The organism is Nocardioides donggukensis (genome assembly GCF_014842875.1).
Lineage (GTDB): Bacteria > Actinomycetota > Actinomycetes > Propionibacteriales > Nocardioidaceae > Nocardioides > Nocardioides donggukensis.
In genome coordinates this window covers 533,751-555,714 of record NZ_JACYXZ010000001.1, presented here as the reverse complement: position 1 = coordinate 555,714, position 21,964 = coordinate 533,751, and the positions used below count along the sequence as shown (strand labels likewise).

Sequence of the window (21,964 nt, the reverse complement as noted above, 5' to 3'; positions counted from 1 at the left end):
GGCGGCTCACGGCAGGCGGCGCACCGCCTCGGGGATCGCCGAGGCCACCTCGGGGGCGGTGATCGGCCCCCCGGCCGAGGCGAGGGTGGCCGCCGCTCCGTGCAGCCAGGAGCCGACCGCGGCGGCGTCGAAGGCGTCCAGGCCGGTCGCGAGCAGGGCGCCGACGAGCCCGGCCAGCACGTCCCCGGCACCGGCCGTGGCCAGCCACGGCACCCCCGTGCTGGTGACCGCGGCCCGACCGTCGGGGGCGACGACCAGCGACCGGCGCCCCTTGAGCAGGCACACCGCCCCCCACCGGTCGGCGGCCCGGCGGGCGTGCTCGAGCTGGGCGCCCTCGACGGCGGCCCGGTCGACGCCGAGCATCCGGGCCAGCTCACCGGCGTGCGGTGTCAGCACGGTGCCCGCGGGGAGCTCCTCCGGCAGGTGCCGCAGGCCGTCGGCGTCCACGACGACCGGCACCTCGTCGGCCAGCGCCGTCGCCAGGTCCTCACCCGCGGCGTCCCCGCCGCCCGAGCCGACCACCCAGGCCTGCACCCGTCCGGCGCCGACCACGACGTCGGGCCGGGCGGCCCGGACCAGGTCGGCGACCTCGTCGGGGCCGGCGTACCTGACCATCCCGGCCAGCCCGGACGCCGCCCCCGCCAGGCTGAGCAGCCCGGCACCGGAGTACGCCGTGCCGGTGCGCAGGCCGACCACGCCGCGGGTGTACTTGTGATCGGTGTCGCCGGGGGTGCGCAGCAGGGAGGAGACGTCGGCCGCCTGCAGCGCCACCACGTCGACCGGCGGCAGCCGCAGCCCGAGGTCGACCAGCTCGACCGCTCCGCAGGCCGCGGCGGCGGGGTCGACCAGGTGGCAGACCTTGTGGGTGCCGAAGGTGACGGTCAGGTCCGCGGTCACGTGGGGGCCGACCAGCCGGCCGTCGTCCACGGAGACCCCGGAGGGCACGTCCACCGACACCACCGGCACCCCGCGGTGCCGCTCCAGCTCGGCGACCGCCTCGGGGCGCAGCCCGGGCCGACCTCCGATGCCGACGATGCCGTCGACGACGACGTCCGGGCGGGAGCGCGGGCCGCTCTCGCCGCTCGAGCCGCCGGGGACCACCCGACCGCCGGCGGCCCGCAGCGCCGCCAGGCCGGCCTCGTGGACCGAGGAGCCGAGCAGCACGGCCTCGACGGCACAGCCGCGGCGGGCCAGCCGAGCCCCGGCGAAGGCGGCGTCACCGCCGTTGTCCCCGGATCCCAGCAGCAGGAGCACCCGCCGGCCGTAGGCGCCGCCGAGCAGGTCGACGACGGCCGCGGCCAGCCCTGCCGCGGCCCGGTCCATCAGCGTCCCGGCGGGCAGCTCGGCCAGGAGGGCGCCCTCTGCGGCGCGGACCTGCTCGACCGTGTGGGCGCTGCGCATCCCCCCAACCTAGCCGGGCGGGTCCGGGTCGTGTGCCCCTCGACGCGCCAGCGCGCGTCCTCGGGCACACGACCGCGGAGGGCTGTGGAGGAGCCGTCCCGGACCGCGGTCTCCCGGGTGAGGCTGGACGGCGTGGAGGACTGGAAGGCACTCGCCGCGCGGCAGCAGGGGATGCTCGCGCGCCGCCAGCTCAACCGGCTCGGCTTCGACTCCGACCGGGTGCGCAACCAGCTCGCGGCCGGGCGCTGGAGCGAGCGCACCCCGACGGTGGTCAGCGTCACCACCGGCCCTCTCTCCTGGGAGCAGCGGCTCTGGCTGGCTGTCCTGCATGCCGGTCCCGGCGCCCTGGTCGGCGGGCTGAGCGCGGCCGCCGTGCACGGTCTGCGGCACTGGGAGCGGCCCACGATCACCGTGCTGGTCGACGACGAGCGTGCCTTCGACCCGGTCGCGGGGGTCGACTTCTTCCGGACCCGACGGGACCGGGTCGCCCTGCGCCAGCCTGCCCTGGCCATGCCGGTGTGCCGGCTCGAGCCCGCGGTGCTGCTGTTCGCCGGCTACGAACGACACCGCCGCACCGCCCACGGCGTGCTCGCCGCGGTCGTCCAGCAGCGACTCACCACCCCGGAGCGGCTCGGGGAGTGGCTGGCGACGATGCGGCCGCTGCGCCGGGCGAGGGAGTTCCGGGCCACCCTCCTCGACCTCGCCGGAGGCGCCCAGTCGGTCGCCGAGATCGACGTCCGGCGGCTCTGCGACCGGTTCGGGCTGGTCCGGCCCTCACGCCAGGTGCCCCGAGTGGACCGGTCCGGCCGACCTCGCTGGACCGACTGCGAGTGGCGGCTGAGGACCGGACGGACGCTGGTGCTCGAGGTGGACGGCGCGTTCCACCTCGACGTCACCCACCAGAGCCGGGACGTACGCCGGGCGCGGCGGCTCACGACTCTCGATCGGGTCGTGCTCCGGTGCACCTCGTTCGAGCTGCGACACGAGCCGCACGAGGTGGCCGCGGACCTCATCGCCCTCGGCGTACCCCGTCGTGTGCCCCTCGACGCGTCATAGCGCGTCGTCGGGCACACGACCCTCGAGGACGACGAAGGCGGAGGCGATCCCGCCGTCGTGGGAGAGCGAGAGGTGCACAGTCCCGGCGCCGAGCGCGGCGGCCGCCGAGCGCACCGTCCCGCGCAGCTCGAAGTGCGGCCGGCCGGACGGGGCCGAGACCACCTCGGCGTCGTGCCAGGCCAGGCCGGCCGGTGCGCCGAGCGCCTTCGCGATCGCCTCCTTGGCCGCGAACCGGGCCGCGAGCGACTGCGGCTGCAGCCGCGCCTCGGCCGGTGTGAAGAGCCGGGTGCGCAGCGACGGGGTGCGCTCCAGGGACTCCGCGAACCGCACGATCTCGACGACGTCGATGCCGACCCCGACGATCACTCGACCGTGACCGACTTCGCGAGGTTGCGGGGCTGGTCGACGTCGTGGCCGAGCTGGGTGGCGAGCTCGCAGGCGAAGAGCTGCAGCGGCACCACCGCCACCAGCGGCTGCAGCAGCGTCGGCACCTTCGGCAGCCGGATCAGCACGTCGGCGTACGGCTCGATCGCGGTGTCGCCCTCCTCGGCCAGGCAGATCGTGCGAGCCCCCCGGGCCCGCACCTCCTGGATGCCGCTGACCATCTTCTCGTGCAGCTGGTCGCGACCGCGGGGCGGGACGACGCACAGCACGGGCAGCTGGTCCTCGATGAGCGCGATCGGCCCGTGCTTGAGCTCGCCGGCCGCGAAGCCCTCGGCGTGCAGGTAGGCCAGCTCCTTGAGCTTCAGCGCGCCCTCGAGCGCCACCGGGTAGCCGGCGTGCCGACCCAGGAACAGCACCGACCGCGCCCCGACGTACTCCCGGGCCAGCGCGTACACCTGATCCGCGTCGGCCAGCACCGACTCGATGTGGCCCGGCATCGCCTCGAGCTGGTCGACGACCTGGTTGATCTCGTCGCCGTAGCGGGTGCCCTTGACCTGCGCGAGGTAGAGCGCCAGCAGGTAGCAGGCCACCAGCTGGGTCAGGAAGCCCTTGGTCGAGGCGACCCCGATCTCGGGCCCGGCGCGGGTGTAGATGACCGCGTCGGACTCCCGCGGGATCGTCGAGCCGTTGGTGTTGCAGATCGCGAGCACCTTGGAGCGCTGGGTGCGGGCGTGCCGGATCGCCTGGAGGGTGTCGGCGGTCTCGCCGGACTGGGAGATCGCCACGACGAGGGTGTCGTGGGTCAGGATCGGGTCGCGGTAGCGGAACTCCGAGGACAGCTCGACCTCGACCGGGATCCGGGTCCAGTGCTCGATGGCGTACTTCGCCACCATGCCCGCGTAGAACGAGGTCCCCGCCGCGATGATGATGATCTTGTCGATGTCGCGCAGGTCCTCGTCGGAGAGCCGCACCTCGTCGAGCTGCAGCAGCCCCTCCGGCGTACGCCGGCTCAGCAGCGAGTCGGCGACGGCCCGGGGCTGCTCGTGGATCTCCTTGCGCATGAACCAGTCGTGACCGTCCTTCTCGGCGGCCGAGAGGTCCCAGTCGACGTGGTAGCGACGACCCTCCGAGGGCGACCCGTCGAAGCCGGTGACCTCGACGCCCTCGCGGGTGATCGTCACGACCTGGTCCTGGCCCAGCTCCATCGCCTCGCGGGTGTGCCCGATGAAGGCGGACACGTCCGAGCCGACGAAGTTCTCGCCCTCGCCGAGGCCGACCACCAGGGGGCTGCTCCGCCGGGCGGCGACCACGCGGGAGGAGTCCTCGCAGTCGACCGCGACCAGCGTGAACGCGCCCTCGAGCCGGCGGCAGGCGCTCTGCATCGCGGTGGTGAGGTCGGCTCCGGCGACCAGCTCGCGCTCGATCAGGTGCGCGGCCACCTCGGTGTCGGTCTCGGACAGCAGGTCGTGCCCGTCCGCCTCGAGCTCGGCGCGGATCTCGGCGAAGTTCTCGATGATGCCGTTGTGCACCAGTGCCAGCCGGGACCGCCGGCCGTGGTGGGGGTGGGCGTTGCGGTCGTTGGGGGCGCCGTGGGTGGCCCAGCGGGTGTGTCCGATGCCGGTCGTGGACGGCGGCAGCGGCGTCTCGGCGAGCGCCTTGTCCAGGTTCGCCAGCTTGCCGGCCCGCTTGTCGCTGGCGATGGCATCGCCCGCGACCAGGGCGATCCCGGCGGAGTCGTAGCCGCGGTACTCGAGCCGGCGCAGACCCTCCATCACGACGGTCTGTGCCTGCTTCTCCCCGACATAACCCACGATTCCGCACATGCGCCGGAGTCTATCGGCCCACCCGGGACCTGCCCGCCGCACCGTGCCGGACTGCAACAATGCACCGCATGTCCTCCCCCGGCGGCCCGTCCTGTCGCGAGCCCCATCGAGAACAGGGCCGCGATCAGGCCCGCGAACCGGCCCGGGAGCAGGGCCGGGAGCAGGGCCGGGAGACCTCGCCGTACGTCGAGCTGGACCGGGCCGCCTGGGCGGCCCTCACCGAGCCCGGCGAGCAGCAGCCGCTCACGACCGGGGAGATCGAGCGGGTCCGCGGGCTCGGCGAGGAGCTGGACCTGGCCGAGGTCGAGCAGGTCTACCTCCCCCTGTCCCGCCTGCTGAGCATGTACGTCGAGGCGGCCGGCAACCTGCACCGCCGGCAGGAGGAGTTCCTCGACCGGCCGATCCCGCCGCGCACGCCGTTCGTCATCGGGCTGGCCGGCTCGGTCGCGGTCGGCAAGTCGACGACGGCGCGGGTGCTGCAGCAGATGCTGGCGCACTGGCCCGAGCACCCGTCGGTCGCGCTGGTGACCACGGACGGCTTCCTGCTCCCCAACGCGGAGCTGGAGCGCCGCGGGCTGCTGCTGCGCAAGGGCTTCCCCGAGTCCTACGACCGCCGGGCCCTGCTGCGGTTCGTGGTCGACATCAAGTCCGGCAAGGACGAGATCGAGGCGCCGATGTACTCGCACCTCACCTACGACGTGCTCCCCGAGGAGCGGGTGGTCATCAAGCGCCCCGACATCGTGATCATCGAGGGCCTCAACGTGCTGCAGCCGGCGAGGGTCCTCGAGGACGGCCGCACCGGGCCGGCGGTCAGCGACTTCTTCGACTTCAGCGTGTACGTCGACGCGGCGACCAGCGACATCCGCCGCTGGTACATCGACCGTTTCCTGCGGCTGCGCGAGACCGCGTTCCGGGACCCGGACTCCTACTTCAGCCGCTACGCCAGCCTGACCGAGGCGGAGGCGGTGGCGGAGGCGGAGCGGATCTGGGACTCGATCAACGGTCCGAACCTGATCCAGAACGTGCAGCCGACCCGCTCCCGGGCGACGCTCGTGCTGCGCAAGGACGCCGACCACTCGGTGCGCTACGTCCGGGTCCGCAAGCTCTGACCGGGCAGGCGCCGGTCAGATCGCCGGCCGGGAGGCCTTCGACCCGGCTCACAGGGACTTCTGGAACTCCAGCCGTCGCTCCACGGGTCGGAAGCCGAGCTCGGTGTTGACCGCGTTCATGTGCGCGTTGACCGCGGCGTTGCCGGTCAGCAGCGTCGCGCACCCGGGGAACGCCGCCCGAAGCTGCCGCTGGTTGGCCAGCTTCATCGCGGCGCCGAGGCGGTGCCCCGCTCCTCGGGCAGCACCAGGGTGCCGCCGATCCACGCCAGGTGGGTCTGGCCGTCGGTGACGTAGAGGTCGGTGAACCCCACGACGCGACCGTCGGCGGCGACCGCGACGACCACGAACCGGTGCTGGCCGGCCCGGGCATCGCGCTCCTCGTCCTCCCGGAGCCGGGCCTCGTCCCAGTCGCTGCCGGCCAGGTCCAGCTCCCCCAGCGGGATCTCGTCCATGAACCGGGCGTAGAGGGCGCAGGTGCCCTCGACCAGCTCGGAGGGCGTCGAGCCGCGCCAGGCGACCAGCCGGTGGCCGGGGTGGTGGCCGGCCAGGGCGGCGGCGTGCCCGGCCCAGCCGCCCTCGGAGGAGGCCAGGTCGAGGGCCTTCACCTCCTCGGCGCTGGCCAGGGTGAACCCCTGGGCGGCGGCGAAGCCGGCACCGGCCGGGTCCCCCCGCATCGGAGCGAGCACGTCGCCCAGCAGGCTGCGCCGGCCGGCGGCCCTGGCCTCGCCCTCGAGGGTCGCGAGCAGTCGGCTGCCGTGGCCGCGCCGGCGGTGCTCCTCGAGCACCTGGACCTGCGCGTAGGCGGCGTGGGTGTTCTCCTCCAGCGGGAGGTCGACCCGACCCGCCGCCACGATCTGGCCGTCGTCGAGCACCGCAAAGGGCCGACGGTCCGCGTCCGCCCTCGGATCGTTGAGCAGGATCCGGCAGGCCTCGAACGGCCAGTGGTCGTCGATCGGCCGGACCGCCTCGACCTGACGGCCCACGTCCCACCACGCCCGCAGCCCGTCGATGTCGGCCGGATCCACCCGGCGCACCTCGACCCGGCGCACCTCGACCCGGGGTGCGCGGACCCGCGGCTGGTCGGTCTCGGTCACGCTCGGAGCCTAGGCGCGCGGCTCCCGCCGGAGCGAGGGGTTTTCGTGCCGGACGGCTCAGAGGGCCAGGCGGTCGCGCACCACGGTCGCCAGGCGGTCCGCCACGGCGCCGGCCTGGTCGGCGGTGGGGGCCTCCACCATCACCCGCACCAGCGGCTCGGTGCCCGAGGGCCGCAGCAGCACCCGGCCGTCGTCGCCGAGCTCGGCCTCCGCCTCGGCGACGGCAGCGGCGAGGACGGCGTCGTCGTCGGTGCGCGACTTGTCGACGTCCGCGACGTTGACCAGGACCTGGGGCAGCCGGGTCATCACGGCTGCCAGCTCGGCGAGCGGAGCCCGGGTGGCCGCCATCCGCGCGAGCACGTGCAGGGCGGTGAGCACGCCGTCCCCGGTGGTGGCGTGGCCGGTCATGATCACGTGGCCGGACTGCTCGCCGCCGAGGCTGTAGCGGCCGGCCTTCATGGCCTCGAGCACGTACCGGTCGCCCACCTTGGTCTGGCGTACGCCGACCCCGGCGGACCGCATCGCCTGGACGAAGCCGAGGTTGCTCATCACCGTGGCGACCACGGTGTCACTGGCCAGCTCGCCGGCGTCGCGCATCGCCAGCGCGAGCACGGCCAGGATCTGGTCGCCGTCGACGACCTCGCCGGTCGCATCCACGGCCAGCACCCGGTCGGCGTCGCCGTCGACCGCGAAGCCGGCGTCGGCGCCGTGCTCGGCGACCGCCTTCTGCAGGTCCTCCAGGTGGGTGGAGCCGCAGTCGTCGTTGATGTTCAGCCCGTCCGGCTGGTCATGGATCGCGACCACCTCCGCCCCCGCGGCGCGCAGCGCCTGCGGCCCGAGCCGGTGGGCGGCGCCCTCGGCACAGTCGAGGACCACCTTCAGGCCGGTCAGGGGGGCGCGGATCGTCGCCGCGAGGTGCGCGGCGTACTCGTCGACCGCGGTCTCGTGGGCCGAGACCCGTCCGACGCCGGACCCCGTGGGCCGCTCCCACGGCTCACGCAGCCGCTTCTCGATGGCGACCTCGACGGCGTCGTCGAGCTTGTGGCCGCCGCGGGCGAGGAACTTGATGCCGTTGTCGGGCATCGGGTTGTGCGAGGCGCTGATCATCACGCCCAGGTCGGCCTCCAGCGCGGAGGTGAGGTGGGCGACCCCGGGCGTCGGGAGCACACCGAGGAGCAGGACGTCGACACCGGCCGAGGCCAGCCCGGCGACCACGGCGGCCTCCAGGAACTGCCCGGAGATGCGGGGGTCCCGGCCGACGACGGCACGCGGCCGGTGCCCGGCGAACTCGCCGCGGTCGGCGAGGACGTGGGCCGCGGCGACCGACAGGTCCAGGGCCAGCTCCGCGGTCAGCTGACCGTTGGCCAGCCCCCGGACCCCGTCGGTGCCGAACAGCTTCTGCGACATGCGGCGCAGACCAGCCCGCGACTCAGCGCTTGCTGAACTGCGAGGCCTTGCGGGCCTTCTTGAGACCGGCCTTCTTGCGCTCGATGACGCGGGCGTCACGCGTGAGCAGCCCGGCCTTCTTGAGCGAGGGACGGTTGGCCTCGAGGTCGATCGCGTTCAGGGCACGGGCCACACCGAGGCGCAGCGCGCCGGCCTGACCGGTGATGCCGCCGCCGTGGATCCGGGCGATGACGTCGAAGCGGTTCTCCAGGTCGGTGGTCACGAAGGGCTCGTTGACGACCTGCTGGTGCAGCTTGTTCGGGAAGTAGGCGTCCAGCGGTCGGCCGTTGACGGTCCACTCGCCGGTGCCGGGCACCAGGCGGACGCGGGCGACGGCCTCCTTACGACGGCCGGTCGCGCCGGCCGGCGCGATGGTCGCGGGACGCAGCGGGGCGTCGGCGGAGGGGGCGCTCTCCGAGCTGTAGGCGACGCCCTGCTCGTCGACCTCGAAGGTCTCCTCGGCGGGGGTCTCGTTGGTGGTGTCAGCCACGGGTGTTCCTTACCTCGTCCTCGTTGCGAAAAGTCACTGGGAGACCTGGGTGATCTCGAAGGGGGTGGCCTTCTGGGCCGCGTGCGGGTGCTCGGGGCCGGAGTAGACCTTGAGCTTCTTCAGCATCTGGCGGCCCAGGCGGTTCTTGGGGAGCATGCCCCAGACCGCGGCCTCGATGGCCTTGCGGGCGTCCTTCTCGAGGACCTCGCCGATCGGGGTGGCCGAGAGGCCACCGGGGTAGCCGGAGTGCCGGTAGGCCATCTTCTTGGTCATCTTGCTGCCGGTCAGGGCTACCTTCTCGGCGTTGACGACGATGACGAAGTCACCGGTGTCGACGTGGGGCGCGAACATCGGCTTGTGCTTGCCGCGCAGGAGGTTGGCGGTCTGGACGGCGAGCCGGCCGAGGACCACGTCGGTGGCGTCGATCACGTGCCATTCGCGCTGGATGTCAGCGGGCTTCGGGCTGTACGTACGCACGGTTTGAGCCTTACTCGTTCGTTGGGCCCGACCAGACGACCCGGCCGGGAGGGAAAGCTGCGGCTTCTGACGAACACGGCCCGGCTTCGCCACTGCGAGGTGGTTGTCCGGATCTGCACCGTGACGTGCGGTCACGGCGCGGCAGGAGTCGCGACGCATGAGTTTAGGACGCGGGCGGTCCGGGCGTCAAAACGCCCTGCGTTCGCATGATCGTGCCCGACGGAATAGGTTGGCCCTCTGCACAAGTCGAGAGTCGACACCCACTCGCCTCACACTCGAACAGCACTCGCACCCTCCCAGACAGGAGCCGACGTGACCGACGTACAGGCCGCCAGCGACGCCGCCGATTCCTCGGGGAAGACCTCCCTGACCGTCCGCGACAACCGCACCGGCAACGAGTACGACCTGCCCATCGTCGACGGCACGGTCAGGGCCGCCGACCTGGGCCAGATCCGTGTCGACGAGGAGCAGCCCGGCCTGGCGGTCTACGACCCCGGCTTCGTCAACACCGCCTCCTGTCGCAGCGCCGTCACCTACATCGACGGCGACAAGGGCATCCTGGAGTACCGCGGCTACCCGATCGAGCAGCTCGCGGAGCACTCGAACTTCCTCGAGGTCGCCTACCTGCTGATCAACGGCACCCTGCCCTCCAAGCAGGAGTACGGCGCGTGGGAGCACGAGATCACCTTCCACACCTTCGTGCACGAGAACGTGAAGCGGTTCATGCACGGCTTCCGCTACGACGCGCACCCGATGGGCATGCTGATGGCCTCGGTCGGGGCGCTGTCGACGTTCTACCCCGACGCCCGCAACATCGGCGACGCCGACAACCGGCACATGCAGATCGTCCGCATGATCGCCAAGATGCCGACGCTGGGCGCGTGGTCCTACCGGCACGCGCAGGGCAAGCCGTTCGTCTACCCCGACAACGAGCTCAGCTACACCGAGAACTTCCTCTCGATGCTGTTCAAGATGAGCGAGAAGAAGTTCGAGGCCGACCCGCGGCTGGTCAAGGCCCTCGACGTCCTGTTCATCCTGCACGCCGACCATGAGCAGAACTGCTCGACCAACGCGGTGCGCTCGGTCGGGTCCTCGCAGGTCGACCCCTACTCGGCGGTCTCCGCCGGCGTGGCGGCGCTCTTCGGCCCGCTGCACGGCGGCGCCAACGAGGCGGTGCTGCGGATGCTGCGCCGGATCGGCAAGAAGGAGAACATCCCCTCCTTCATCGAGGGCGTGAAGAACGGCAACGAGAAGCTCATGGGCTTCGGCCACCGGGTCTACAAGAACTACGACCCGCGCGCGCAGATCATCAAGAAGGCCTGCGACGACGTCTTCGAGGTGACCGGGGTGAACCCGCTGCTCGAGATCGCCCAGGAGCTGGAGAAGATCGCGCTGGAGGACGAGTACTTCGTCAAGCGCAAGCTCTACCCCAACGTCGACTTCTACTCGGGCCTGATCTACGAGGCCTTCCAGTTCCCGCCGGAGATGTTCACGGTGCTGTTCGCCATCGGCCGCACCCCCGGCTGGCTGGCGCAGTGGCTGGAGCTGGTGCAGGACAAGGAGCAGAAGATCGCCCGCCCGAAGCAGATCTACACCGGCGACCGCACGCTCGACTTCGTGCCGGCCGCGCAGCGCTGGGCCTGACCCACGCCGTACGTCGACGAGTGCCGCTCCCGGTCACCCGGGGGCGGCACTCGTCGTTCGGGGACCCTGCGGTCGTATCTCCGCGGCGCCGCTCCCCTCCTCGCTGTCATGATCGCACCGCACCCGCTCGCCAGCTGGGTCCAGCTCCGGCAGTCCCCGAGACCCGGCGTCCGAGGCCGACGCCGCGGCGACCAGGGCCCGGACTCCGAGGACCGGACCACCCCGCGCACCCGCTTCGGCCGGCGCCGGGGAGGCTCGGACACCCCCGACACCTGACCGGCCGCTCACACGACGGCCGTGTCGTGGCCCTCCCAGTAGGGGCGGCGGAGGTCCCGCTTGAGGATCTTGCCCGTGGGGTTGCGCGGCAGAGCCTCGATCAGGTCCACCGACCTGGGGCACTTGAAGCCCGCGAGCGACTCGCGGCACCAGGCCAGGAGGTCGGCCTCGGTGGCCTCGGCGCCCGGGTGCAGGGCGACGACGGCCTTGACCGCCTCGCCCCAGGTGTCGTCCGGGATCCCGATGATCGCGACCTCCATGACGGCGGGGTGCTCGGCCAGCACCCGCTCCACCTCGGGTGAGTAGACGTTCTCCCCGCCGCTGATGATCATGTCCTTGATCCGGTCCTCGACGAAGACGTATCCCTCGTCGTCGACCCGGCCGATGTCGCCGGTGCGGAACCAGCCGTCGTCGGTGATCACCTCGGCGGTCTCCTCGGGGCGGTGGAGGAAGCCCTTCATCAGCTGCGGCGTCCGCAGCCAGATCTCCCCGTGCTCCCCGACCGGGACCTCCTCGAGGCTGCCGGGGTCGACCACCCGCAGCTCGCACTCGGGCACCGGCCGGCCCGCGGACACCAGCCGCTCCGGATGGTCGGGGTCCCGGTGCTCGTCCGGCATGAGGTGGGTGGCGACGCCCGCCACCTCGGTGAGTCCGTAGACGTGGATGAAGTCGGTGTCCGGCCACGCCGTCATGGCGGCGCGGAGCAGCGGGGCCGGCATCGGCGCGGCGCCGTAGGTGTAGGTCTTGAGCGCACCGAACAGCCGGATCGCGTCGTCCCCCGACTGCAGCACCTGGGCGAGCACCGCCGGCACCAGGAACGTCCGGTTGGCTCCCGCCATGATCGCGCCGGCGAGGGAGGCGCCGTCGGGGTCGCGGGTCATGACGCTGGGGATGCCGTCGTGGATGCCGAACATGACCCAGGAGGACCCGCCGACGTGGAACAGCGGCATCGAGACCATCGCCTTGTCGCCGGGCTCGAAGCTCCATCCGTCATGGGCGTTCCGGGTGTGGCTGAGCATGTTGCGGTGGCTGAGCATGATGCCCTTGGGCCGACCCGTGGTGCCTGAGGAGTACATCACCAGGCACACGTCGTCCGGGTCGAGGTCCTCGGCCCGGCCGGTCGGGACGGCGGCCGCGAGCCACGCCTCATACTCGTCCGCGTCGGCTCCGTCGGGGGTCACCTCGATCACCCGCTCCACGGCGTCCAGCCGGTCGCGCACCTTCTCGACGGTGGGCACCAGCTCGGAGCCGACGAACAGCACCCGGGCACCGGAGTCGTTGACGGCGTAGTGCACCTCGTCTGGCGCCGAGCGCCAGTTGACGATCGCGGTGGCCGCGCCCAGGGAGGCGGCGGCGTTCGTGACCTCGACGCAGGCGGGGTGGTTCTTGTCGAGGAACGCGACCACGTCCCCCCGACCGATGCCCAGCTCCCGCAGACCACCCGCCGCCCGGCGGACCCGGTCGTCCCACTTCGCCCAGGTCCACGACCGGGACAGGTAGGACATCGCCTGTGCGTCGGGGGTCTGCTCCGCCCACCAGGAGATGCGCTCGTCGATCGAGGTCGGCTCGGGTGCGTCCATCCGGCGATTGTGTCCTACCTCACACGGCGGGACAACGGGCCCCTGGGTGCGCCGCGGTGCCATGATGCCCCCATGGCGCACCGGACCACTGCCGAGCTGGAGCCGGCACTGCCCTCCCTCAGGGCCGCGCCACGACGCGAGGGCAGCCTGGACCTGCTGGTCCGCCGACCCGGTGCCGCCGAGCGCGAGGTGCTCGAGGAGGGCGTGCTCGACGAGGCGCTCGGGCTGATCGGCGACGACTGGCTCGACCGGGCCACCTCACGGGCGGTGTCCGAGGGACGCCATCTCAAGGCGCAGCTGAACGTGATGAGCGCCCGCATGGTCAGGCTCCTGGCCGACAGCCCGGAGGAGCAGGCCCTCGCCGGGGACCAGCTCTACGTCGACCTCGACCTCTCCCACGACAACCTGCCGACCGGGGCGCGGCTCGCCATCGGGCCGGACGCCGTCATCGAGGTGACCGACAAGCCCCACAACGGGTGCGCCAAGTTCGAGCGCCGCTTCGGTGCCGACGCCCTGTCCTTCGTGAACTCCCCCGCCGGCAAGGAGCTGCGACTGCGCGGGCTCAACGCCCGGGTCGTCTCCGGGGGGCTCGTGCACCCCGGAGACGACGTACGGCGCCTGTGACCGGCAGCGCCGGACCGGCTCAGGCGCGGAACGCCAGCCAGGCGTCGCTCATCCGGTCCACCTGGCCGCGGGTGAACATGTTCATGCAGGAGTCCTGGGTGTAGTCCATGAAGTTGTGGATCGGGTCGTCGCCGGGCGCCGCGCAGGTGTCCCTGCCCTCGGGGCAGTCGAACGCCGGCGAGGCCTCCTTCGGGGTGTCGGCGACGAAGTCGTTCGACGCCGAGCACCCGCCGTTGAACGTGTGGTGCAGCGCCAGCCAGTGCCCGACCTCGTGGGTGAGCGTGTCGCCCTCGGCGTACTTGCCGGCCGTGCCGCCCGGCATCGACTCGTCGAGCATCACCACACCGTCGCGGTAGTCGTTGCCGTTGTTGTAGCCCTGCGGGAAGTAGGCCCAGCCCAGCAGGCCGGCGCCGATGTCGGCGGCGTAGACGTTCAGGGTCCTCGCGTCGCCGCGGTGCAGCTCGCGCTTCATGTCCCGCTCGGTCTTGCCCGGCACGACGTGGTACCACTCCGGCCGGTTGTGGATCACGAGGTCGACCAGGTCGAAGCGGAACGGCGAGTTCGCCGCGAGCGGCGCGGTGCTGCCGGAGAAGGAGTCGTTGAGCACCTCCATCTGGTCGTCCACCAGACGCTGCCACCGGGCCAGCTCGCCCGCGCCCAGCTCGTGGTCGGAGATCAGGTTGAAGACCGTGCGGACGGTGACACTGCCGTCGGCCATGGTCGGCTGGTCCTTGATCTGCCCGTACGCCTTGGCCTGGCTGTCCTTGAACAGCTTCGGCTCGGCCGCCTTGCGATTCTTCACCCGCGCCGCGGCCGAGCCGTCCACGCACTCCTCCCCGGACGCCTCGGCGGCGGAGTGCTGGGGCGGCACCGCCCCGCCGGTGCAGAGGACGACGGTCGCGGCGACGGCGAGAGCGGCACGCCACGGCAGGCGGTGGGACATGGGGAACCCTTCTCCGAACGATTGTCGGCGCGCGGGCGCGCGCACGCGAGGAATCTAGCCCGGGAGGCTCCTGACCGGAAGACCTCCGGCCCACCCGCCGCTCGCCCGCGGCCCACCCGCGGCCCACCCGAGCACCGGACCACGAGCCGCGTGGCCGGCCTCGGCGCGCCGGCGCACAGATCATGATTACCTCAAGATGGGGGCCGGTTGCCCCGCCGGATGCCGGGTCACGGAAGGATGGGGCACTCCGCCGCTGGGGCGGTGACCTGGCAGCTGGGAGACACGGTGGGTGAGCGCGACCGCCGCCGCATCACCGGCGGCCCGGACGGCTACCTGTCCGACCGCACCTGGGCGCTGCTGGTCGTGCCTGCCCTGCTCGCCGTGCTGGCTCTCGGCCAGGTCTCGGTGGCCCTGGCACCGCCCGGCAGCAGCGTCGCCGCCTGGTGGCCGGCCGCCGGGGTCTCGGTCGCCCTCGCCCTGTGGACCCGGCCCGGGCTCCTCTGGATCGCCGTCGGGGGCATCTTCGTCTTCAGTGGGGCCGCCAACTGGCTCGGCGGGCGACCCCTCGACGTGTCGGCGGGCTTCGCACTGACCAATGCCGCCGAGGCCGTGGTGGTCGTGTGGTGGCTCAAGAAGGGGCGGCCCGGCCCGCCCCGGCTGGTCGAGCTGGGTGACCTGTGGCGCCTGATCGGGGCGGCGCTGCTCGGCGCGACGACCGCCGGCGTCCTCGGCGGTCTCACGGTCGGCCTGCTCACCCCCGGCGACCTGGTCGTGACCGGGCGAGCCGTGATGGCCTCCCACGCGGCGGCGGTCCTGATCCTCTGCCCACTGGTGATGCTGCCGGCCCCCCGGCCCAGCCGCATCAGCCGCGTCGAGATGGTCCTGCAGCCGATCGTGCTGGTCGCGACCGTGGTCCCGATCTTCGTCATGCAGAACGGGCTGCCGCTGGCGTTCCTGCCGATGCCGATCCTCGCCTGGGGGGCGGCCCGCTTCGGGGTGCAGGTCGCCGCAGTGCAGCTGCTGCTGGCCGGCGTCGTGTCCTCCCTGCTGACCACGCGGGGGCGCGGTCCGTTCGCGGCGGCGGTCGACCGGCTCGACCTGATGCCGGAGGTCACCGGCACGCTGCTGCAGGCGAACCTCGTCGCCTACGCGCTGGTGTCGCTGCCGATCGCGCTCGTCACCGCGCAGAGTGCCGCCGCGCTGGAGCGGGCCCGGTCGTCGACGGCCCTGCTAGAGGGGGTCATGGACGCGGCGAACCGGACCGCGATCATCGGCACCGACCTCGACAGCACGATCACCTTCTTCAACGCCGGCGCCGAGAACCTGCTCGGCTACTCAGCCGAGGAGCTGGTCGGCCTCCGCACTCCCGAGGTCTTCCACGACCACACCGAGCTGGCCGAGCGCGCCGCCGAGCTGTCTCTGCCGCCCGGACTGGGCCCGGTCGGCGCGACCCTCGACAGCGGGGCGACCTCGGAGCAGCGGGACTGGACCTGGTGGGCGAGGGACGGTCGCCGGATGACGGTCTCACTGCGGGTCAGCCGACGCTACGACGCCCAGGACCGCTTCATCGGCTACCTGGGGGTCGCCGACGACGTCACCGAGACCCGGCGCACCGAGGAGGTCCTGCGGGCCGCCCTCGACCGCGAACGCGAGGCCGTGCAGCGGCTGGCCCTGCTGGACCAGACCAAGAACGACTTCGTCGCGTCCGTGAGCCACGAGCTGCGGACCCCGATCACCAGCGTGATGGGCAACCTCGAGCTCGTCCTCGACGGGGGTGGCGGCGAGCTGACGCCCGCCCAGGCCACGATGCTCGAGCGAGTGGACCGCAACGCCCGGCGGCTGCTGGGCCTGATCGAGGACCTGCTGACGCTCTCGCGGGTCGAGGCGGGCACCTTCCGGGTGAAGGCGCAGCCGACCGACCTGAGCGAGGTGGTGTCCCGGTCGCTGGAGGCCCTCGGGCCCCAGGGGTGCACGGGTGACCGGCTCGACGTGCGTACGCCGGCCGAGCCGGTCACGGTGGCCGGCGACCCCGACCAGCTGGAGCGGGTGATCACGAACCTGGTCTCGAACGCCCTGAAGTTCAGCGACGAGCAGAGCACCGTCGTGCTGGACCTCGCGGCCGCTCCGACCGGCGCCCTCCTCACCGTCACCGACACGGGGGTCGGCATCTCCCCCGAAGACCTTCCGCAGGTCTTCGACCGCTTCTTCCGCTCGGCGGCCGCCACCCGCCAGGCGGTGCCCGGGACCGGGCTCGGTCTCTCGATCGTGCAGGCGATCGTGGCCGGCCACGGCGGACGGGTCGAGGTGGAGTCGACCGAGGGGGTGGGCAGCAGGTTCACCGCCTTCCTGCCCGAGGCCGGGCCCTCGGCGGCACCCTGCACCGGCCGGGCCGAGGGGTCTCAGCGCGTCCTGTCCACCCTGCCCTCGTCCCACACGGGGCCGTCCGCCTCGTAGACCGACCCGTCGGCCCCGTAGACGAGGAACCGGTCGAACCCGCGCGCGAACCACCGGTCGTGGGTCACCGCGAGCACCGTCCCCTCGAACGCCCGCAGCCCCTCTTCCAGCGCCTCCGCGGACTGCACGTCGAGGTTGTCGGTCGGCTCGTCGAGCAGCAGCAGCGTGGCCCCGGACAGCTCGAGGAGCAGGATCTGGAACCGCGCCTGCTGGCCACCCGAGAGCGAGTCGAAGCGCTGCTCCGACGAGGCGCTCAGCTCGTAGCGGTCGAGGACCCGCGAGGCCTCCTCCCGCCCCATGCCGGAGCGTCCGCGCCCGTCCGGCTGGGCGTCCCCGCGGTGCAGGATCTCCAGCAGCGTGCGCCCGGCAAGCTCGGGGTGCTCGTGGGTCTGGACGAACCAGCCCGGCCGCACCCGAGCCCCCAGCCTGGCCCGGCCGCTGTGCGGCACGGGCTGCACCTCGACGTCACCGACGGGTCGGTGCTCGACCTCCGGACTGGTCCCGCCCGCGGCAAGCAGGCGGAGGAAGTGCGACTTGCCCGAGCCGTTCGAGCCGAGGACGGCGACCCGCTCGCCGTACCAGACCTCGAGGTCGAAGGGCCGCATCAGGCCGGTCAGCTCGAGCTCCTCGCACACGACCGCCCGCTTGCCGGTCCGGCCGCCACGCAGCCGCATCGCCACCTGCTGCTCCCGAGGCTGCTCGGTCGGCGGCCCGGCGTCCTCGAACCGTCGCAGCCGGGTCTGGGCGGCCTGGTAGCGCGAGGCCATGTCGGCGTTGTAGGCCGCCTTCTGCTTGTACATCAGCATCTGCGCCCGCAGCTTCGCGTGCTCCTCGTCCCACCGTCGGCGCAGCTCCTCGAAGCGCGCGAAGCGGTCGCGGCGCGCCTCGTGGTAGGAGGCGAACCCACCCGGATGGGTCCAGACCGCGTTGCCGGCGCCCCCGCGTCCGAGCTCGACGGTGACCACCCGGGAGGCGGTGTTGGCGAGCAGCTCCCGGTCGTGACTGATGAACAGCACCGTCTTGTCGGACTCCCCGAGCCGCGCCTCGAGCCACCGCTTGCCGGGGACGTCGAGGAAGTTGTCGGGCTCGTCCAGCAGCAGCACCTGCTCCGGGCCGCGGAGCAGGTACTCCAGCACGAGGCGCTTCTGCTCGCCACCGCTGAGCGTGCGCAGGTCGCGGTACTTGGCCCGGTCGTACGGCACGCCGAGGGCGGCGGTGGTGCAGACGTCCCACACCACCTCCAGGTCGTAGCCACCGGCGTCGCCGAACTCCGCGAGCGCGGTGGCGTAGCGCATCTGGACCCGCTCGTCGTCGGTCTCCATCAGCGCCAGCTCGCAGGCGTGCACCTCGGCGGCCGCCTGGCGGGTCCGCGGCGGAGCGACCGAGAGCAGCAGGTCCGCGACCGTGGCGTCCTCGGCCAGGCCGGCGGTGACCATCTGCGGCATGACACCCAGGCCGCCCGAGCGCGTGACGGCCCCCTGGTGCGGCGACAGCTCACCGGAGACGATGCGCAGCAAGGTGGTCTTGCCGGCGCCGTTGGCGCCCACCAGAGCCACCTTGGCCCCCTCGCCGACCCGGAACGAGACGTCGTCGAGCAGCACCCGCCCGTCCGGGAGCTCGAAGCGCACACCGGCGACATCCACGTGACCCACGTCGGAGCAGTCTGCCGCATGACGACCGGGACGGCACCGGGGTTTTCCGCGGGCGCCTCAGTGCCCGGCGACCAGGTTCAGCCCCACCACGCCGGCGATGATCATCGCCAGGAAGAACGCCTTCGCCGGGCCGACCGACTCGCCGAGCAGGGTGAGGCCGACGATCGCGACGAGTGCCGTGCCCGCCCCGGACCACACGGCGTAGGCCACCGAGACCGGCATCTCCCGCACGACGATCGCGAGCAGCCAGATGGAGACGGCGTAGCCGCCCAGCACGAACGCCGACCAGACCGGGTCGGTGAATCCCTGGGCGCGCGGCAACGCCGCCGTCGCCGCCACCTCGACCACGATCGCCGCACCGAGCAGCAGGTAGGCCAGCCCCATCTCGTCACCTCCATCGCCTGTAGCAGTTGCTACATAGCCTGGTGGCAAGCGTAGCACCTGCTACATTCACCGCCATGGGACGCAGAGAGCAGCTGCTGGAGGGGGCGACCGACCACGTCCTCGAGAGCGGCCTGATCGGGCTCAGCCTGAGGCCGCTGGGGGAGGCACTGGGCACGAGCGACCGGATGCTCCTCTACCACTTCGGGAGCCGCGCGGAGCTCGTGACCGCGATCATCGACTCCGCCAACGACCGCGCGATCGCCACCCTGAGCACGGTGCCTCGGGGGCGCACGGTGCGAGCAGGTGTGCTGCGGCTGTGGGAGGCGTTCCGGGAGGAGCCACTGCGGTCGTGCGAGGACCTCTACGTGCAGGCCGCCGCGAGCGGGCTGCTCGGCGAGGAGCCCTACCGGTCCGGAGTCCGGCGCAGCAACGAGCGGTGGATGCAGGCGCTCGGCGGCTTCCTCGGCGACTGCGGCGCCCGCCCGGCCCGGGTCGCCCGGGTGACCCGCCTGGTCGACGTGGGCCTCCTGGGCCTGCACGTGGACCTCGCCGTCGACGCCCCCGAGGAGCTGGACCGAGCCGCGCGCGACCTGGCCGACGCCGCCCACGCGCTGGCCCGCTGACGGGCCGCTGCTGGGTCGCTGGCGGCACGCCCACGAGGCTCCGAGGAGCCTAGGATGAGTGGATGGGGAAGCGGGGCGCGGAGGGAGCACCCGCCGTCCGCGAGGTCGGCTCCCCGGTCGCGATCACCCGGACCGGGCCCCGGATCGCCGCCGTCAGCGGCTACCTCGTCCTGCTGGTCGCCTGGACCCTCGCCTGGGGCGTCCCCAGCGACACGGTCCAGATCTTCGGCTGGCTGTGGCTGGCCACGGTCTGCTGGCACGTCGAGGCCCCACCGGGCCACCACCTGGGCTTCCTCAGGGACTGGTGGCCTCCGGTGGCGGCCCTCGTCGTCTACTTCTACAGCCGCGGGCTGGCCGACGAGCTCGGCTTCACGCCCGAGGTGACGATGCCGATCGCGGTGGACACCTGGCTCGGCGGCGGCGAGCTGCCGTCGTACCGGCTGCAGACCGCCCTGTGCGGTCAACCGTGCGTCGGCTCCGGGGGCGCGCGGTGGTACGACGTGCTGTTCACGTCCGTCTACACGACCCACTTCGTGGCCGGGCTGGCCCTCGCCATGGTGCTGTGGCTGACCCGGCGCGTGGAGTGGCGGCGGTGGATGCGCCGCTACGTCGCGGCCAACCTGGCCGCCCTGGTGGTCTACGTCCTCTACCCGATGGCTCCCCCGTGGATGGCCTCCCGCGACGGGTACCTGACCCACGAGGTGCTGCGGATCACCGACCGGGGATGGGGCGACACGGACCTGGCACGGTTCCACCTGGTGCTCACCGGGGTGGGCAACCCGGTCGCGGCCATGCCCTCGCTGCACGCGGGGATCGCCTTCCTGCTCGCGCTCTACGGGATCCAGCGCCTGCGCGGCCCCTGGCGGTGGGCCCTCCTGGCCTACCCCCTGACGATGTCGCTCGGGCTCGTCTACAGCGGCGAGCACTACGTCGTCGACATCGTGGCCGGAGCCGTGCTCGCCGTGGGCGTGCTGGGCGCCTGCTCCTGGTGGGAGCGGATCCGCGGCGACTGAGCCACGCGGCCCTCAGCCGCGCCGGCACTCCAGCACCCTGAACCCCTTGGCGCTGGCCAGGCGCCCGGTCGGGAACCCCCGGTCGGTCAGCCACCGCTGCAACGAGTCGGCACCGAGGTTCTTGCCGACCACCAGCACGGCGCGACCGCCCGGCGCCAGGCGGGGCAGCCACTCCAGCAGCAGGGCGTGCAGGGCCTGCTTGCCGATCCGGATGGGCGGGTTCGACCAGATCTCGTCGTACGTCGCGTCGGCGGGCACCGCGTCCGGCAGGACGGCGGTGAACCGGTCCGCCAGGCCCAGGGCGGCGGCGTTCTCGGTGGCGAGCAGCAGCGCACGCTCGTTGACGTCGACCCCCGTGACCGTGGCGCCCGGGACGGCGGAGGCGATGGCCAGGCCGATCATCCCGTAGCCGCAGCCGAGATCGAGGATCCGCCCGGGCCGCGGCGGCTCGGTCTCGCGGAAGAGCACGGCCGTGCCGACGTCGAGTCGTCCTTGGGCGAAGACCCCGGACCCGCTCGTGAGCGAGAAGTCCCGATCCCAGACCCGGGCCACCACGGGCGCCCGCCGGAACGGCACCGACGGGTCGGCGGAGAAGTAGTGCTCATCCATCGTCGGTCCCCTCCGCAGGCTCGGGTCGGCCGCGGACGCGGCGGGTCGCGTCGGCCTGGTCCGCGAGGGCGTCGTCGGGCGGGTAGCGGACCTCCTCGAGCACAAGGCCGTGCGCCGCCAGGACCGGCACCGCGGGATCCCGTCGTCCCGCGCGGAGGATCTCGCGGACCCATGCGGGCTCACGCCGCCCCTCCCCCACCCTGACCAGGCAGCCCATCAGCGAGCGGACCATGTGGTGGCAGAAGGCGTCGGCCTGGACCGTCGCCACCACCAGCCCCTCGGGGAGCCGTCCGACGTGCAGTGCGAGCACCCGACGGACCGTGGTCGCCCCCTCGCGCCGCTTGCAGAACGCCGCGAAGTCGTGCTCGCCGAGCAACGGGGCCGCCGCCGTGTTCATCGCGTCCAGGTCCAGGGGCCGGGGCCAGGACAGGACGTGCCCGCGGGCGAGCGGGTCGGCGGTCCCCGAGTCGTCGATGCGGTAGGCGTAGCGCCGCCAGAGCGCCGAGAAGCGGGCGTCGAAGCCGGAGGCGGCCGGGACCACCCGGCGGATCCGGACGTCGTCGGGCAGCAGGCCGTTCAGCCGCCGCGCGAGCACCTCGGTGGCCTCCGCCCCGGCGTCGGCGGCGCGGCGGCCGGCGACCGCCCGCAGGACCTCCTCGGAGAGGTCGACGTGGGCGACCTGACCGCGGGCGTGCACCCCGGTGTCGGTGCGACCGGCACACGTCACGCTCGTCGACGACCGCCGCAGCACGGTGTCCAGCGCCGTCTCCAGCTCCGCCTGGACCGTGCGCAGGCCCGGCTGCCGGGCCCAGCCCTTGAAGTCGGTGCCGTCGTAGGCGAGGTCGATCCGGAGGCGCACGATCGGCCATCCTGCCACGCGGG

Annotated in this window: 22 protein-coding genes; 8 read left to right on the top strand and 14 right to left on the bottom strand. The window is 72.9% G+C overall.

The genetic code is table 11. From position 1 onward, the window contains the following. Positions 1-6 precede the first annotated feature (6 nt). Positions 7-1,401: an NAD(P)H-hydrate dehydratase gene (locus tag IE331_RS02785; protein ID WP_192140262.1), complete on the bottom strand. Its 1,395-nt coding sequence runs from the start codon at positions 1,399-1,401 to the stop codon at positions 7-9. Positions 1,402-1,533: 132 nt separating this feature from the next. Here IE331_RS02785 and IE331_RS02780 point away from each other — a divergent pair, with 132 nt between their 5' ends. Beyond that, complete coding sequence (locus tag IE331_RS02780) at positions 1,534-2,457, top strand: hypothetical protein (RefSeq protein ID WP_192140260.1); 924 nt, start codon at positions 1,534-1,536, stop codon at positions 2,455-2,457. Here the strand turns inward: IE331_RS02780 and IE331_RS02775 are convergent. Both IE331_RS02775 and glmS read right to left on the bottom strand, forming a co-directional pair. Continuing rightward, on the bottom strand, positions 2,452-2,823 hold the full coding sequence (locus tag IE331_RS02775) for a holo-ACP synthase (RefSeq protein WP_192140258.1): 372 nt from the start codon (positions 2,821-2,823) through the stop codon (positions 2,452-2,454). The genes IE331_RS02780 and IE331_RS02775 overlap by 6 nt on opposite strands. Then, positions 2,820-4,664, bottom strand: a complete 1,845-nt coding sequence (gene glmS / locus IE331_RS02770) for a glutamine--fructose-6-phosphate transaminase (isomerizing) (protein WP_192140256.1) — start codon at positions 4,662-4,664, stop codon at positions 2,820-2,822. Before glmS ends, IE331_RS02775 begins: the two co-directional genes overlap by 4 nt. A gap of 68 nt (positions 4,665-4,732) precedes the next feature. On the opposite strand from glmS, the gene coaA reads away from it, so the two are divergent. Then, on the top strand, positions 4,733-5,773 hold the full coding sequence (gene coaA, locus IE331_RS02765; protein WP_192140254.1) for a type I pantothenate kinase: 1,041 nt from the start codon (positions 4,733-4,735) through the stop codon (positions 5,771-5,773). Positions 5,774-5,821: 48 nt separating this feature from the next. Here the strand turns inward: coaA and IE331_RS02760 are convergent, their stop codons facing one another. The 5 genes from IE331_RS02760 to rplM are packed head-to-tail and all read right to left on the bottom strand — an operon-like array spanning position 5,822 to position 9,280. After that, positions 5,822-5,980 (bottom strand): hypothetical protein, encoded by a 159-nt coding sequence (locus IE331_RS02760; RefSeq protein WP_192140252.1) that lies wholly within the window; start codon positions 5,978-5,980, stop codon positions 5,822-5,824. Further along, entirely contained in the window at positions 5,977-6,867 is an 891-nt protein-coding gene (locus IE331_RS02755; RefSeq protein ID WP_192140250.1) for a GNAT family N-acetyltransferase, read from the bottom strand. Before IE331_RS02755 ends, IE331_RS02760 begins: the two co-directional genes overlap by 4 nt. Positions 6,868-6,924: 57 nt before the next feature. Continuing rightward, positions 6,925-8,274 (bottom strand): phosphoglucosamine mutase, encoded by a 1,350-nt coding sequence (glmM, locus tag IE331_RS02750; RefSeq protein ID WP_192140248.1) that lies wholly within the window; start codon positions 8,272-8,274, stop codon positions 6,925-6,927. A gap of 22 nt (positions 8,275-8,296) precedes the next feature. Next, positions 8,297-8,803: a 30S ribosomal protein S9 gene (gene rpsI / locus IE331_RS02745; RefSeq protein ID WP_192140246.1), complete on the bottom strand. Its 507-nt coding sequence runs from the start codon at positions 8,801-8,803 to the stop codon at positions 8,297-8,299. 33 nt (positions 8,804-8,836) lie between these two features. Then, on the bottom strand, positions 8,837-9,280 hold the full coding sequence (rplM, locus tag IE331_RS02740) for a 50S ribosomal protein L13 (protein ID WP_192140244.1): 444 nt from the start codon (positions 9,278-9,280) through the stop codon (positions 8,837-8,839). A gap of 312 nt (positions 9,281-9,592) precedes the next feature. Between rplM and IE331_RS02735 the strand changes: the two genes are divergently transcribed. Both IE331_RS02735 and IE331_RS02730 read left to right on the top strand, forming a co-directional pair. After that, positions 9,593-10,924 (top strand): citrate synthase, encoded by a 1,332-nt coding sequence (locus IE331_RS02735; protein WP_192140242.1) that lies wholly within the window; start codon positions 9,593-9,595, stop codon positions 10,922-10,924. Positions 10,925-11,032: 108 nt separating this feature from the next. After that, complete coding sequence (locus IE331_RS02730; RefSeq protein WP_192140237.1) at positions 11,033-11,200, top strand: hypothetical protein; 168 nt, start codon at positions 11,033-11,035, stop codon at positions 11,198-11,200. 8 nt (positions 11,201-11,208) lie between these two features. Here IE331_RS02730 and IE331_RS02725 read toward each other — a convergent pair whose 3' ends face one another. After that, positions 11,209-12,780, bottom strand: a complete 1,572-nt coding sequence (locus tag IE331_RS02725) for a long-chain-fatty-acid--CoA ligase (RefSeq protein ID WP_192140235.1) — start codon at positions 12,778-12,780, stop codon at positions 11,209-11,211. A gap of 72 nt (positions 12,781-12,852) precedes the next feature. Here IE331_RS02725 and IE331_RS02720 point away from each other — a divergent pair, with 72 nt between their 5' ends. Continuing rightward, entirely contained in the window at positions 12,853-13,404 is a 552-nt protein-coding gene (locus IE331_RS02720; protein WP_192140233.1) for an MOSC domain-containing protein, read from the top strand. Positions 13,405-13,423: 19 nt separating this feature from the next. Here IE331_RS02720 and IE331_RS02715 read toward each other — a convergent pair whose 3' ends face one another. Continuing rightward, on the bottom strand, positions 13,424-14,347 hold the full coding sequence (locus tag IE331_RS02715; protein ID WP_192140231.1) for a zinc metalloprotease: 924 nt from the start codon (positions 14,345-14,347) through the stop codon (positions 13,424-13,426). Between the two features lie 285 nt (positions 14,348-14,632). Here IE331_RS02715 and IE331_RS02710 point away from each other — a divergent pair, with 285 nt between their 5' ends. Beyond that, positions 14,633-16,801, top strand: coding sequence for an ATP-binding protein (locus IE331_RS02710; RefSeq protein WP_192140229.1), 2,169 nt, complete (start codon positions 14,633-14,635; stop codon positions 16,799-16,801). Here the strand turns inward: IE331_RS02710 and IE331_RS02705 are convergent. Together IE331_RS02705 and IE331_RS02700 are read right to left on the bottom strand one after the other, a co-directional pair. After that, complete coding sequence (locus IE331_RS02705; protein WP_192140227.1) at positions 16,747-18,453, bottom strand: ABC-F family ATP-binding cassette domain-containing protein; 1,707 nt, start codon at positions 18,451-18,453, stop codon at positions 16,747-16,749. The genes IE331_RS02710 and IE331_RS02705 overlap by 55 nt on opposite strands. 57 nt (positions 18,454-18,510) lie before the next feature. Continuing rightward, on the bottom strand, positions 18,511-18,837 hold the full coding sequence (locus IE331_RS02700) for a DMT family transporter (protein ID WP_192140225.1): 327 nt from the start codon (positions 18,835-18,837) through the stop codon (positions 18,511-18,513). A gap of 74 nt (positions 18,838-18,911) precedes the next feature. Between IE331_RS02700 and IE331_RS02695 the strand changes: the two genes are divergently transcribed. Together IE331_RS02695 and IE331_RS02690 are read left to right on the top strand one after the other, a co-directional pair. Next, a complete protein-coding gene (locus IE331_RS02695) occupies positions 18,912-19,460 on the top strand; it encodes a TetR/AcrR family transcriptional regulator (RefSeq protein ID WP_192140223.1) in 549 nt (182 codons plus the stop codon). 62 nt (positions 19,461-19,522) lie between these two features. Then, positions 19,523-20,473, top strand: a complete 951-nt coding sequence (locus IE331_RS02690) for a phosphatase PAP2 family protein (protein WP_192140221.1) — start codon at positions 19,523-19,525, stop codon at positions 20,471-20,473. A gap of 12 nt (positions 20,474-20,485) precedes the next feature. Here the strand turns inward: IE331_RS02690 and IE331_RS02685 are convergent, their stop codons facing one another. Next, on the bottom strand, positions 20,486-21,082 hold the full coding sequence (locus IE331_RS02685; protein ID WP_192140219.1) for a class I SAM-dependent methyltransferase: 597 nt from the start codon (positions 21,080-21,082) through the stop codon (positions 20,486-20,488). After that, positions 21,075-21,941 carry a tRNA pseudouridine(38-40) synthase TruA gene (gene truA / locus IE331_RS02680; RefSeq protein WP_318646754.1) on the bottom strand — a complete coding sequence of 289 codons (867 nt, stop codon included), beginning with the start codon at positions 21,939-21,941 and terminating at the stop codon, positions 21,075-21,077. Before truA ends, IE331_RS02685 begins: the two co-directional genes overlap by 8 nt. Positions 21,942-21,964 lie beyond the last annotated feature (23 nt).

Excerpts from the sequence above, each read along its gene's own strand:
- IE331_RS02785 (WP_192140262.1), bottom strand. The coding sequence starts at position 1,401 with ATGCGCAGCGCCCACACGGTCGAGCAGGTCCGCGCCGCAGAGGGCGCC.
- glmS (WP_192140256.1), bottom strand. The coding sequence starts at position 4,664 with ATGTGCGGAATCGTGGGTTATGTCGGGGAGAAGCAGGCACAGACCGTC.
- coaA (WP_192140254.1), top strand. The coding sequence starts at position 4,733 with ATGTCCTCCCCCGGCGGCCCGTCCTGTCGCGAGCCCCATCGAGAACAG.
- IE331_RS02760 (WP_192140252.1), bottom strand. The coding sequence starts at position 5,980 with ATGAAGCTGGCCAACCAGCGGCAGCTTCGGGCGGCGTTCCCCGGGTGC.
- glmM (WP_192140248.1), bottom strand. The coding sequence starts at position 8,274 with ATGTCGCAGAAGCTGTTCGGCACCGACGGGGTCCGGGGGCTGGCCAAC.
- IE331_RS02730 (WP_192140237.1), top strand. The coding sequence starts at position 11,033 with ATGATCGCACCGCACCCGCTCGCCAGCTGGGTCCAGCTCCGGCAGTCC.
- IE331_RS02725 (WP_192140235.1), bottom strand. The coding sequence starts at position 12,780 with ATGGACGCACCCGAGCCGACCTCGATCGACGAGCGCATCTCCTGGTGG.
- IE331_RS02720 (WP_192140233.1), top strand. The coding sequence starts at position 12,853 with ATGGCGCACCGGACCACTGCCGAGCTGGAGCCGGCACTGCCCTCCCTC.
- IE331_RS02715 (WP_192140231.1), bottom strand. The coding sequence starts at position 14,347 with ATGTCCCACCGCCTGCCGTGGCGTGCCGCTCTCGCCGTCGCCGCGACC.
- IE331_RS02700 (WP_192140225.1), bottom strand. The coding sequence starts at position 18,837 with ATGGGGCTGGCCTACCTGCTGCTCGGTGCGGCGATCGTGGTCGAGGTG.
- IE331_RS02695 (WP_192140223.1), top strand. The coding sequence starts at position 18,912 with ATGGGACGCAGAGAGCAGCTGCTGGAGGGGGCGACCGACCACGTCCTC.
- IE331_RS02690 (WP_192140221.1), top strand. The coding sequence starts at position 19,523 with ATGGGGAAGCGGGGCGCGGAGGGAGCACCCGCCGTCCGCGAGGTCGGC.
- IE331_RS02685 (WP_192140219.1), bottom strand. The coding sequence starts at position 21,082 with ATGGATGAGCACTACTTCTCCGCCGACCCGTCGGTGCCGTTCCGGCGG.